This is a genomic window from Noviherbaspirillum soli (genome assembly GCF_015352955.1).
In the GTDB taxonomy this organism is placed as follows: domain Bacteria; phylum Pseudomonadota; class Gammaproteobacteria; order Burkholderiales; family Burkholderiaceae_D; genus Noviherbaspirillum_A; species Noviherbaspirillum_A soli.
The window spans coordinates 1-12292 of the sequence record NZ_JACYOX010000072.1 but is presented as its reverse complement, the minus strand read 5'-3'; the positions used below and the strand labels follow the sequence as shown (position 1 = coordinate 12292).

The following is a 12292-nucleotide window of genomic DNA, read 5'->3' as shown; positions in this document are numbered from 1 at the left end:
GCAACATGATTTGCTGTATGGCCCATTCCCGGACTGGCTCCGGATGTCGTTTCTTCATTGCTCACTCGCTATCGCCCTCCAGGTTGTTGGATATCAGTGGATGCGACAACTAGCCTGACATAGAGGGCGAAGCAAAAAAAGTGACCCGGCCGCCGGGACGGACTCCCGGCTTGTCTCCACGGTAGTGCAGCGGTGTTGCGTCACCTGGCAAGGCACGGGCAGCACTGTCGGTGTTGACGTTGACGTGTTTTCGGTTGAAAAGCTAACGACAACGTCAAAAGCAACTGCTGCTTCGCAGTGACGCCTTCCCCCTGGTGACCCAAGGCGATAGCACTGTCGTCATGACTAGGCCGGGTGTTCGCCCCGGCGGGCGACCTACTTTTTTTGCTTCGCCAAAAAAAGTAGGCAAAAAAAGGCGACCCGATGATCGCGCCCCGCTGCGCGGGGTCCCCGTGCCGTCGACGCCTGAAGCGGGGCGCGGCTAAACTCGCTCCGCTGCGCTGCGCTCAGACAGACGCCGCACCTTATCCGCTTCAGGCATCGCCGTCACGGCGCGCTCAACGGGGAGTTGAACGGCCACTTCAAAAGCAACGGCAACGGCAACGGCAACGGCAACGGCAACGGCAACGGCAACGGCAACTGCAACTGCAACGGTATCCGAAGCGACTCCGCCGCCCGCCATCGGCGTCAGGCCAGGCAGCCTGGATCCGCCTTATACCCGCTGGCTGCGCCAGGCCTCGATCAGGGCCAGCGCGTCGGCGCCGATGCGGGCAAGCGGCAGGCTGTGCAGCCGCTCGTAGATCATCAGCGCATAGACCTCGGCCAGCCGATTGACTTCCGGCGACAGCGAGCGCTCCTCGCCGCGTGAAGGCCGCAGGTTGCGCCAGTAATTGATCGCCTGTTCCAGTTCGGCGAGCGCGATGTCGCTTGGGTTGGTGTCCATCGGCGTATTCTAACCGCGCCATCGGGCCGGGCGCTGCGCGCGGTCAGAAGCGGCGCAGATCGCAAGGTCGGCCTATTATCCGGATTCCAACAATAAAAGAAGGAGACGACATGACTTTCGTACTGATACACGGCGCCTGGCATGGCGGCTGGTGCTGGCGCGACGTGGCGGCGCGGCTGCGCGCCGCCGGCCACGAGGTGTACACCCCGACCATGACCGGACTGGGCGAGCGCGCCCATCTGCTGGATGAGCGCACCGGTCTTTCCACCTTCATCGCCGATGCCTGCGCCGTGATCGAATGCGAGGAGCTGAACGACATCGTGCTGGTCGGGCACAGCTTTGGCGGACTGGTGATCAGCGGCGTTGCCGACCGCATGAAGGAGCGCATCGCGCACCTGGTCTACCTCGATGCGCTGGTGGTGGAGAATGGACAGTCGGGCCTGGGCATCCTGCCGGAAGCCGTGCAGCGCGAGCGCAGCAGGACGATCGACCCGGAAGGACTGCGCATGGCAATCCCGGCGCCGGACAAATTCGGTGTCAGCGACCCGCAGCAGGCTGCATGGCTGCTGCGCCGGCTCACCCCGCATCCGCTGAAGGCCTATACCGAGCCGCTGGCGTTGCGGCACCCGCCGGGCAATGGACTGCCCAGGACCTATATCGCCGTCACCGATCCCTGGTACCCGCCGCTGGCGGGCATCCGCGAGCGGCTGCGCGCCCAGCCGGACTGGGGCTGGCGCGAGATCGCCGCCGGGCATGATGCGATGCTGACCTCGCCGCAAGCGCTGACGGACATGCTGCTGGAGATCGCGGCGGGACGCTGACAAGCCTGCGCTACATGCACAGCAGGATCTGGTTGGCGAGGTCGACGAGAAAGCCTGGCCGCAGGTAGGCCAGGAACACCAGCGTCAGCAGCGCCGCCGCGGCAAGCCATCCGACCAGACGCCATCGCATGGTGCGCATCCTTCAGGCAGGCACCGCCTGCGCCCGCGCGATCGGCTTTTCATCGATCGGCAGGTTGATCAGCGCGGCGAAGATGCCCAGCGCAATGGTGATCATCCAGACGGTGTTGTAGTTGCCTTGCCGGGTGAAGAGAAAGCCGCCCAGCCAGACGCCCAGGAAGCTGCCGACCTGGTGCGAGAAGAACACGAAGCCCGACAGCATCGACAGGTAGCGCACGCCAAAGATGCCGGCGATCACGCCATTGGTCAGCGGCACCGTGGACAGCCACAGCACGCCCATCGCCGCGGAAAACACATAGACCGACAGCGGCGTCAGCGGCAGCAGCAGGAACAGCGCGATCGCCGCGGCCCGCGCCAGGTAAATGGACGACAGCAGGTAACGCTTGGGCAGCCAGCCGCCGAGCCGGCCGGCCCCGTAGGAACCGAAGATGTTGAACAGGCCGATCAGGGCCAGCGCCATCACCGCCACGCCAGGATCGGTCAGGCCGCGGTCCTTCAGGTAGGCCGGCATGTGCACGCCGATGAACACCAGCTGGAAGCCGCAGACGAAATAGCCCGCCAGCAGCAGCAGGAAGGGGCGGTAGCCAAAGGCTTCGCGTATCGCTTCCGGCATGCTTTGCTGCGGTCCGGAGCGGCTCGGCTTGGGTTCGCGCAGGAAGGTCGCCATCGGGATCATCACCAGCACCACCAGGGCGGCGAGCGCCAGGAAGGCATGCTGCCAGCCGATGGCGCCAATCAACTGCTGCTCGATCGGCATCAGCGCGAACTGGCCGAAGGAGCTGGCCGCGCCCGAGATGCCAAAGGCCCAGGAGCGTTTTTCCTCAGGCGCGGTGCGGCCGATGATGCCGCTCATTGCGCCGAATGCGGTGCAGGCCAGCGCGCCGCCGATCAGCAGGCCGGAGCCGGCCACGAACAGCACCGGCTGGGTGACGAAGGCCATCCACAGCAGCCCGGCCGCATACAGCAGCGCGCCGAATATCGCGACGCGGGCGGTGCCCCAGCGGTCCACCGCCATGCCGGCGAACGGCCCGAACGCGCCCCACATCAGGTTCTGCAGCGCCATCGCCAGCGAATAGGTTTCGCGGGTCCAGTTATTGGCTTGCGAGATCGGCTGCAGCCAGAAGCCGAAGCCGTGGCGCACGCCCATGGCCAGGGTCAGGATCAGGCCGGTGCAGAGCAGGATGGTTTTCAGGCTGGGCGCGCGGGTGGCGGGAGACATGATGTTGTCGTTTTATTTTTGAAAGCAAGGAGTGTAGCGCAGCAGGGCCGTTCGCACAGAGAGCGCCGGATTGACACGGGAGCGGGCGCGTTCCGGCCGCGTCCTTGTTAAACAGGCAAAGCCTTGATGCAATCGACTGCGAAACGCCGAACCGCAGCGCCTGTTTTTCCCTCTAATACATGGACCAGACAAGGAGAGCGCGATGGCCGAGCAGCATGCAGCGCAGGTGCAGGAAAATCCGGGCGCGGCTGACGATGGCGCGATGGCGGCGGCACCCGGTACGACGGCCGCCACGCCGGCCCGACGCATCGCCGGGCCCGACGGCCGGCTCATCGCAGGCGCCGCCGGCGTGGCCAGCTTCCTGTGGGCCGGCTTCGCGGCGGTGGTGTTCGCCCGCCAGACCCACCTGGTGTTCAATCCGGTGCGCGAACCCGAGGTCCAGCGACCGCGCAGCGCCGGCCACCGCACCCGCCGCGTGGTGCTGCGCGCCGCCGACGGCACCCGGCTGTGCGGCTGGCTGATGACGCCGCATGCGCCGGGCAGCCATCCGGGCGTGCTGTACTTTGGCGGACGTTCCGAGGAAGTCAGCTGGGTGGCGCGCGACGCCAGCCGCATGTTTCCCGGCATGACGGTGCTGGCGATGAATTACCGCGGCTATGGCGAGTCCAGCGGCGTGCCGGGCGAGGCAGCCATCATGCAGGATGCCTCCATGCTGTGGGACTGGCTGGCCGCGCACCACAGGGTGGACGCGCGGCGGGTGGCAGTGGTCGGGCGCAGCCTGGGCTCGGGCGTGGCGGTGCAGGTGGCGGCGCAGCGGCCAGTGGCGTCGCTGGCCCTGATCACGCCCTACGATTCGCTGGTGTCGCTGGCGCGCCGGCGCTTCTTCCGCACGATCCCGGTGGCATGGATGCTGCGCCATCGCTTCGAATCGGTGAAGTTCGCCGCGCGGCTGCAGACCCGCATCCTGGTGCTGCGCGCCGAGCAGGACGACGTGGTGCCGCCGGCGCATACCGACAGGTTCGTCGCCAGCCTGCCGTCGCAGCCGCTGGACCAGACCATCGCCGGCTCCGACCACTGCACGATTCCGTACCTGGAAGCGGCGCAGCAGGCCATTGCCGGCTTTCTGCATGCCGGCTTCCAGCGCCTGCCGGAATCCTCGCCGGCGGTGGAGGAGGCGACCGCGGTGGCCGCGATATCGGCCGTGGCCAGCGCGTCGGCGGCGGCGGTCGCGGCGGCCGATGGCAGCGCGCCGGCAGTGGCCGGCGCCCGGCTGGTGGCCGAGGCGGCGGCGCTGGCGACCATGGCTGCCGCGCAGGTTGCCGACCAGCCTTGAGCCAGCGCCGGTTCAACCACCGCGAGGGCTTGCGAAACTGGCGTCCGAAAACGGCTAGACGCTGCCTGGCGCGGCGCGTATAAATCGGCTGCATGAGCACCACCTTCGATCATCCGCCCGATCCCGACAGCTGCTACCGCGCGCTGCTTGCGCGCGACGCCCGCTTCGACGGCGTCTTCTTCACCGGCGTGAAAACCACCGGCATCTATTGCCGGCCGGTCTGCGCGGTGCGTGTCCCGCGCCGTTCTTCCTGCGAATTCTTTTCCAGCGCCGCGGCCGCAGAGGCGGCAGGCTTTCGGCCCTGCCTGCGCTGCCGGCCCGAGCTGGCGCCCTATGCGCTGCAGCAGAACCTGGCTTATGCGGTATGGCAGCGCATTGCCGCCGGCGCATTGAATGAAGGCGGCGGCGATGAGGGCGGCGCGCTGGAGCGGCTGGCGGCCGAGGTCGGGCTGTCCTCGCGCCAGGTGCGCCGGGTGCTGCTGCGCCACTTCGGCGTCACGCCTGTGGAACTGGCCCAGACCCAGCGCCTGCTGTTTGCCAAGAAGCTGCTGCAGGAAACCCTGCTGCCCATGCCCGAGGTGGCGTTTGCGGCGGGCTTTCGCAGCGTGCGCCGCTTCAATGCGCTGTTTGTCAGCCGCTACCGGATGGCGCCGGGCGCCTTGCGCCGCGCCGGCGGCGAAGGCGTCGATGACGGCGTGCTGACGCTGCGGCTGGCCTACCGGCCGCCCTATGCCTGGGACCAGATGCTGCGCTATCTGCAGCGGCGCGCCATACCCGGCGTGGAAGCGGTGCGCGAGCAAGGCGGCGAACTGCATTACCTGCGCAGCGTGCGGCTACAGGGCGGGCAGGGCTGGCTGCGGGTGTCGCACCTGCCGCAGCGCGGCCAGCTGCTGCTTCAGACTTCCGCTTCGCTGGCGCCATGGCTCATGCCGCTGGCTGCGCGGATACGCAGCCAGTTCGACCTCGACGCCAACCCGACCGCCATCGAAATGCACCTGGCCGGCGACAGCCTCTTGGCAGCGAGGATGGTCGCCGCGCCCGGCCTGCGCGTGCCCGGCGCCTTCGACATCTTCGAACTGGCAGTGCGCGCGGTGCTGGGACAGCAGATCAGCGTTGCCGGCGCCACCACGCTGTCGGGCCGCCTGGCGCAACGCTTCGGCAGGCCGGCCCCTGCGCCGTTCCAGGAGGCCGGATTGCATTTCCCCTCGCCGGAAGAACTGGCGGCAATACCAGTGGAAGCGATCGCCGGCTGCGGCCTGCCGCTCGCGCGCGCCCGCACGCTGGCGGCGCTGGCGCACTTTGCCGCGGCGGGCGGACTGGCGTTCGCGCCTGGCACCGGCCTTGCCGACGCGGTGGCTCGCCTGAAGACGGTGCCGGGCATCGGCGAATGGACCGCGCAATACATCGCCCTGCGCGGGCTGCGCTTTCCGGATGCCTTCCCGGCCGGCGATCTCGGCTTGCAGAAGGCGGCGTCGGGTGTCGAGGGCGGGCGTCTGGATGAAATGCAATTGCTGGCGCGCGCTGCCGCCTGGGCGCCCTGGCGCGGCTATGCGGCGCTGCTGCTGTGGCATGGACTGCAATGACAAAGGAGAAGCATGATGATTCATTACCGCATGCATGAAAGCCCGCTGGGCGGGCTGCTGCTGGCGGCAAGCGATGCCGGCCTGTGCGGCCTGTATTTCGAGGAGCACCGGCATTTTCGCGGCGTTGAAGGGTGGCGTGAGGGAGAGCATCCGCACCTGGAACGCGCGGCAGCGCAGCTGGATGCTTATTTCAATGGCAGCCTGCGCAGGTTCGATTTGCCACTGGACTTGCGCGGCACGCCGTTTCAGCAAGCCGTATGGCGCCAGCTGTCGACCGTGGCTTATGGCGCAACGACGAGCTACCTGTCGCACGCCTGCGCCATTGGCGCGCAGCGGGCGGTGCGGGCAGTGGGCAGTGCGATAGGACGCAATCCGCTATCGATCATCATTCCATGCCATCGCATCGTGGGCAGCGACGGCAAGTTGACGGGATATGCCGGCGGCCTTGAGCGCAAGCGCTACCTGCTTGCGTTCGAAGCCGCCGGCGCGGCTTGAGAGCCGCCATGAAGCTGAGTGGCTCAGCGGCTCATGCTGCCCGAACCCATGCCCGTGCCGCCCATGCCGCCGGTGGGCTGCGCCGAGTTCGGATCTGCCGGCGTGCCGGCAGTGCCTTTCGAGCCTGGCATGGTGGACGTGCCGGGAGCCGTGTAGGCGCCGGACGTGGTTTGCGCCCGGTTGGCGCCGGCGGTGCCGCCCTGTTCCATGCCGGAGCTGCCGGTGGAGCCCATGCTGGATGCGCCGGTGCTGGACGAGCCCATGCCGGACGAGCCCATGCCGGACGAGCCCATGCTGGATGAACCCATGCTGGACGAGCCCATGCCGGACGAACCCATGCTGGACGAGCCCATGCGCGACGACGAATCCATGCCGCTACAGGCGCTCAGCGCCACCACGCACATGGCGGAAAGTATCAGCTTCTTCATCACTATCTCCTTTGAACAGTTGTCAGATGCAGCGCCATCGGGCTGCCGCGATGTTTGTGATCACTACCCTCGATAGAGGCGCCATCGAAAACCGAAGTTCCTGCTGCACGGCGGCCGGCGTCGGCTTGCGTTGATGGCAATCAACCGGACAAACGCGGCGGCCAGGGGGCTTGCGTTGATCGATGTCGTTTCCACGCCAGTCTGGATAAGGTGACGCTTTGATCATCGAGCGCATCACATGGCCACGCAGGACACATCCAACAAGCCCATCTTCTACGCATTGGGCGCCAATGGCGGCATCGCCGCGGCCAAGTTTGCCGCCGCGCTCTATACCGGTTCCGGCGCGATGCTGGCCGAAGCCATCCATTCCCTGGCTGACTGCACCAACCAGCTGTTCCTGCTGCGCGGGCTGAAGGAGGCGAAGAAGCCGCCCGATGAATCCCATCCGATGGGCTACGGCCGGGTCGTCTATTTCTGGGCCATGATGGTGGCGCTGCTGCTGTTCTTCCTCGGCGGCGCGTTTTCGGTGATGCAGGGCATCGAGCACCTGCGCGATCCCGAGCCGCTGAGCAATGTCCATGTCGCGCTGGGCGTGCTGGGCGTGTCGGTGGCGCTGGAGAGCTTCTCGCTGTATGGCGCGATGAAGGAGATACGCAAGACGTCCGGCGACAAGCCCTTCTTCCGCTGGTTCCGCGAAACCCGGCAGTCGGAGCTGCTGGTGGTGGCGGGCGAGGACATTGCCGCGCTGTGCGGCCTGTCCCTGGCCTTCATTGCCGTGTTGCTGACGGTGGTGACCGGCAACCCTATATGGGATGCCTGCGGCACCATTGCGGTGGGCGTGCTGCTGATGGTAGTGGCGATCTTCATCACCCATGAGGTCAAGGGCATGATCACCGGCGAGTCCGCCGCGCCGGAAGTGCATGCGGCGATCAAGGCGCATATCCTGGCGCGCCCGGAAGTGGATCACGTGATCCACCTGATCACGGTGCAATGGGGTTCGCAGCTGATGGTGGCGGTGCAGGCGCGCATGCATGCGCAGCCGAGCGACCATGCGCTGGTGGAAGCCATCAACACGGTGGAGGAAACCATACAGCAGCGCTGGCCGACGGTGAAATGGTGTTTCTTCGAGCCGGATTTCGAGCCCGGGGCAGACTGAGCGCCGGCTCGCCTGTCCTGCAACGACCGCGCAGCAGCGGCTATCATGCGGCCTGCCTGTCCAGCCGAAGAGGAAACAGCGTGAGCGCCCACATCTTTACCTATGGTTCCCTGATGTTTGCCGAAGTGTGGCAGCCGCTGGTCGGCGGCCGCTACCGGTCCGAGCCGGCCGTCCTGCCGGGTTACCGCCGCTTCGCGGTGCCCGGCGTGGCCTATCCCGGCATCGTCGCCGCGCCCGCACAAGAGGTGGCGGGCCTGCTGTACCGCGATGTCGCGCCGGACGACCTGGCGCGGCTCGATCTGTTCGAGGGCGCCGAGTACCGGCGCGACGCGCTGCCGGTCACGCTGGCGGACGGCTCGGTGCTCGTTGCCGAAACCTATGTCTGGCTGGACCACGGCAGGCTGTCGGACGACGCCTGGCTGCCGGAGGCTTTCCGGCTGCGTGAATTCATCCGGACTTACGCCCCGGCATCGGCCCTGCGCGACGGTTGAGGCTGCCCGAGCCAGTATAATCAGGCGTTTTGAGCCATCCGCGGGCATGCGCCCGCGCCAACCGAGTCCCATGCTAGCCTCCCAAAAACACCAGATCATTTCCCTGTTCCAGAACGCCCTGACGCCGCTGGTGGCCGGAACCGGACTGCAACCGAATGTCGTGCTGGAGCGCCCGCGCGACCCGTCGCATGGCGACGTGGCCTGCAATATCGCGCTGCAGCTGGCCAAGCCGATGAAGAAGAATCCGCGCGAGCTGGCGCAGGCGCTGGCGGCGGCGGTGCTGGCCGACCCGGCCCGCGCCGGCCTGGTGGACGCGGTCGAGATCGCCGGCCCCGGCTTCATCAACCTGCGGCTGTCGGCTGCCTCGAAGCAGGCGGTGGTGACGGAAATCATGCGCCAGGGCGAGGCCTACGGCCAGGGCGAACAGGGCGCGGGCCAGCGGGTGCTGGTGGAATTCGTGTCCGCCAACCCGACCGGGCCGCTGCATGTGGGCCATGGCCGCCAGGGCGCGCTGGGCGACGCGATGTCGGCGCTGCTGGCATCGCAGGGCTATGACGTGACCCGCGAGTTCTATTACAACGACGCCGGCGTGCAGATCGCCACGCTGGCCAACTCGGTGCAGGCCCGCGCCCGCGGCCACAAGCCGGGCGACGCCGGCTGGCCCGGGAATGCCTACAACGGCGACTACATCGCCGACATCGCGCGCGACTTCCTGAACCGGGACACCATCGGCGACGCAAGCGCCAGCGGCGACGTCGAGGACATCGAATCGATCCGCCGCTACGCGGTGGCCTACCTGCGCCGCGAGCAGGACCTGGACTTGAACGCCTTCGGCGTGGCCTTCGACAACTACTACCTGGAGTCCTCGCTCTATACCGACGGCCGGGTCGAGCGCGCAGTGGCGGCGCTGGTCGCGGCCGGCAAGACCTACGAGCAGGATGGCGCGCTGTGGCTGCGCACCACCGACTACGGCGACGACAAGGACCGGGTGATGAAGAAGTCCGACGGCACCTATACCTACTTCGTGCCGGACGTGGCCTACCACATCACCAAGTGGGAGCGCGGCTACCACAAGGTCATCAACGTGCAGGGCAGCGACCACCATGGCACCATCGCCCGCGTGCGCGCCGGCCTGCAGGCGGTCGGCATCGGCATCCCGGAGGGTTATCCGGACTACGTGCTGCACAAGATGGTGACCGTGATGCGCAACGGCGAGGAGGTCAAGATCTCCAAGCGCGCCGGCTCCTACGTGACGCTGCGCGACCTGATCGAATGGTCGGCCGGCGAGGCCGTCGACAGCGCGCCGCGCGACCTGACCCGCGGCCGCGACGCGGTGCGCTTCTTCCTGATCTCGCGCAAGGCCGATACCGAATTCGTGTTCGACGTCGACCTGGCGCTGGCGCAGTCGGACGAGAACCCGGTCTATTACGTGCAGTATGCCCATGCCCGCATCTGCTCGGTGCTGGGCCAGTGGGGCGGCGACGAGGCCAGCCTCGCCAATGTCGACCTGGCGCCGCTGACCGCGCCGCGCGAGGCGGCGCTCCTGTCCAAGCTGGCCGAATACCCGGAAGCGTTGCAAAAAGCCATGGAGGAACTGGGGCCGCACCAGGTGGCGTTCTACCTGCGCGACCTGGCTGGCGAACTGCACAGCTACTACAATGCCGAACGGGTGCTGGTGGACGACATGCCCACCCGCATGGCGCGCCTGGCATTGCTGGTGGCCACCCGCCAGGTGCTGCGCAACGGCCTGGCGCTGATTGGCGTTTCGGCGCCGGCCCGGATGTAAGTCTGAATTTCGAGGAAGCATGATCCATCAACGCAACAGGCAGGCCGGCGGCACGCTGCTGGGCCTGATCATCGGTCTCATCATCGGCCTGGCCATTGCGGTCGGCGTCGCCATCACCATCAAGAACACGCCGCTGCCCTTCGTCAACAAGCTGGGCAAGCAGGAGAAGGCGCAGGACAGGGGGCCGGACCGGGTGGCGGCGCCCAACACCAGCAATGCGCCGCCGCCGGCCGCGCCGACCGGGCCGTCGGACCCGAACAAGCCGCTGTACGGCAACCGTGAAGCCGCGCGCCAGGCCGCCAAGGACGTGCCGCGCAAGAGCGACGAGGAAGCCGCGATCGACGCCGAGCTGGAGGCCAAGAAGGCCGAGGCGCAGCGCGAGGAGCAGAAGCGGTCCGAGGCGCGGCAACGCGCAGAAGCCAGGGCCGCGCTGGCGCGCGAGGCCGCCAAGCCTCCTGTAGTGGAGCGTTCCACCGAGGGCGGCGGCGCGGTCGACGACAAATTCACCTATTATCTGCAGGCTGGCGCATTCCTGGAGCGTAACGATGCCGAGAATGCCAAGGCCAAGCTGGCGCTGATGGGCCTGTCGGCCAACATCGCCGAGCGCAAGACCGACAACGGCACCCTTTACCGGGTGCGGCTCGGTCCGTTCGGCAACCTGGAAACCATGAACCGGGTACGTTCCCGGTTAAGCGACAACGGCGTGGATGTGGCCGTGGTCCGCGTACCCAAATAAACAGAAGGAGTGGTTATGAAGTTGATGAAACAGATGCTGGCAGCGGTCAGCCTGGCAGTGGTGGCGGCAACGGCGCATGCGTCCCCGCAGGCGCCGGTCAACGGCACCGACTACAAGACCCTGGAAAAGGCGCAGCCGACCGAATCGGCCGGCAAGGTGGAAGTCACCGAGTTCTTCTGGTACTCCTGCCCGCACTGCTTCGCGCTCGAGCCGTCGCTGGTGGAATGGGTGAAGAAGCAGGGCAATGCGATTTCCTTCAAGCGGGTGCCGGTGGCCTTCCGTCCTTCCTTCGTGCCGCAGCAGAAGCTGTACTACACGCTGGAAGCAATGGGCCGCCTGAACGACCTGCATCCCAAGGTCTTCCATGCGATCCACGCCGAGCGCAAGCCGCTCGAGAGCGACGCCGCGATCGCCGACTACATCGCCGCGCAGGGCGTGGACAAGGCCAAGTTCCTGGAGGTGTACAACTCCTTCGGCGTGCAGACCAAGGCCAAGCGCGCGGCTGCGCTGCAGGAAGCCTACAAGATCGACGGCGTGCCCACGCTGGCCATCGATGGCCGCTACATGACCTCGCCTTCCATCGTCGGCGCGGCCATGGGCGGACGGCAGCCGGAGAACGTGCTGCATGAGTCGGCGCTGCAGGTGGCGAGCTTCCTGGTGGACAAGGCCGCCAAGGAGCAGGCGACGAAGAAGTAATCATCCCGTTGGATGAACAGGCCCGCCGGTCGCGAGACGGCGGGCCTTTTCAATGAAACGACAAGGGTCGGGTGGGATTCTGTGAAGCGTCGAAGGTAATTGGGGCAGGCAGTCCGGCAGGACAAGGCTTGACATAGAGATATCGCGGTATGAGGTTGCAGTTGCAGTTGCAGTAGCAGTTGCCGTTGCCGTTGCCGTTGCCGTTGCCGTTGCTTTTGAAGTGAAATCCCGTTGAGCGCGCCGTGTCAGCGGTGCCCGGAGCGGATAAGGTGCGGCGTCTGTCTGAGCCAAGCTTTGCTTGGCGAGTTTAGCCGCGCCCCGCTCCGGGTACCGCTGACACGGGAACCCCGCGCAGCGGGGCGCGATCACCGGGTCGCCTTTTTTTGGTTACTTTTTTTGGCGAAGCAAAAAAAGTGACCCGGCCGCCGGGACGGACTCCCGGCTTGTCTCCACGGCAGTGCAGCCGT

Annotated in this window: 12 protein-coding genes; 9 read left to right on the top strand and 3 right to left on the bottom strand. The window is 66.9% G+C overall.

Going from position 1 to position 12292, the window contains the following annotated elements:
- Positions 1 to 712: 712 nt before the first annotated feature.
- Positions 713 to 943 carry a DUF3717 domain-containing protein gene (locus tag IGW04_RS24765; RefSeq protein ID WP_194715769.1) on the bottom strand — a complete coding sequence of 77 codons (231 nt, stop codon included), beginning with the start codon at positions 941 to 943 and terminating at the stop codon, positions 713 to 715.
- Between the two features lie 110 nt (positions 944 to 1053).
- Here IGW04_RS24765 and IGW04_RS24760 point away from each other — a divergent pair, with 110 nt between their 5' ends.
- Positions 1054 to 1764 carry an alpha/beta fold hydrolase gene (locus tag IGW04_RS24760; protein WP_194715768.1) on the top strand — a complete coding sequence of 237 codons (711 nt, stop codon included), beginning with the start codon at positions 1054 to 1056 and terminating at the stop codon, positions 1762 to 1764.
- A gap of 142 nt (positions 1765 to 1906) precedes the next feature.
- On the opposite strand, the gene IGW04_RS24755 is transcribed toward IGW04_RS24760, so the two are convergent.
- Complete coding sequence (locus IGW04_RS24755; RefSeq protein WP_194715767.1) at positions 1907 to 3121, bottom strand: MFS transporter; 1215 nt, start codon at positions 3119 to 3121, stop codon at positions 1907 to 1909.
- A gap of 202 nt (positions 3122 to 3323) precedes the next feature.
- Here IGW04_RS24755 and IGW04_RS24750 point away from each other — a divergent pair, with 202 nt between their 5' ends.
- From IGW04_RS24750 to IGW04_RS24740, 3 genes are all read left to right on the top strand, one after another.
- Entirely contained in the window at positions 3324 to 4454 is a 1131-nt protein-coding gene (locus tag IGW04_RS24750) for an alpha/beta hydrolase (RefSeq protein ID WP_228527382.1), read from the top strand.
- A 92-nt stretch (positions 4455 to 4546) separates the two neighbouring features.
- Positions 4547 to 6037, top strand: a complete 1491-nt coding sequence (locus IGW04_RS24745) for an AlkA N-terminal domain-containing protein (protein ID WP_194715766.1) — start codon at positions 4547 to 4549, stop codon at positions 6035 to 6037.
- A gap of 12 nt (positions 6038 to 6049) precedes the next feature.
- Complete coding sequence (locus IGW04_RS24740) at positions 6050 to 6532, top strand: methylated-DNA--[protein]-cysteine S-methyltransferase (RefSeq protein WP_323744905.1); 483 nt, start codon at positions 6050 to 6052, stop codon at positions 6530 to 6532.
- 23 nt (positions 6533 to 6555) lie between these two features.
- Here the strand turns inward: IGW04_RS24740 and IGW04_RS24735 are convergent, their stop codons facing one another.
- Positions 6556 to 6960, bottom strand: coding sequence for a hypothetical protein (locus IGW04_RS24735; RefSeq protein WP_194715765.1), 405 nt, complete (start codon positions 6958 to 6960; stop codon positions 6556 to 6558).
- A 238-nt stretch (positions 6961 to 7198) separates the two neighbouring features.
- Here IGW04_RS24735 and IGW04_RS24730 point away from each other — a divergent pair, with 238 nt between their 5' ends.
- From IGW04_RS24730 to IGW04_RS24710, 5 genes are all read left to right on the top strand, one after another.
- Entirely contained in the window at positions 7199 to 8116 is a 918-nt protein-coding gene (locus IGW04_RS24730; RefSeq protein WP_194715764.1) for a cation diffusion facilitator family transporter, read from the top strand.
- 80 nt (positions 8117 to 8196) lie between these two features.
- The gene (locus tag IGW04_RS24725) at positions 8197 to 8607 is read left to right on the top strand and encodes a gamma-glutamylcyclotransferase family protein (protein WP_194715763.1); all 411 of its coding nucleotides are present in this window, start codon (positions 8197 to 8199) and stop codon (positions 8605 to 8607) included.
- 70 nt (positions 8608 to 8677) lie between these two features.
- Complete coding sequence (gene argS, locus IGW04_RS24720; protein WP_194715762.1) at positions 8678 to 10393, top strand: arginine--tRNA ligase; 1716 nt, start codon at positions 8678 to 8680, stop codon at positions 10391 to 10393.
- A 19-nt stretch (positions 10394 to 10412) separates the two neighbouring features.
- Positions 10413 to 11129 (top strand): SPOR domain-containing protein, encoded by a 717-nt coding sequence (locus tag IGW04_RS24715; RefSeq protein ID WP_194715761.1) that lies wholly within the window; start codon positions 10413 to 10415, stop codon positions 11127 to 11129.
- Positions 11130 to 11144: 15 nt separating this feature from the next.
- A complete protein-coding gene (locus IGW04_RS24710) occupies positions 11145 to 11825 on the top strand; it encodes a thiol:disulfide interchange protein DsbA/DsbL (RefSeq protein ID WP_194715760.1) in 681 nt (226 codons plus the stop codon).
- Positions 11826 to 12292: the final 467 nt, after the last annotated feature.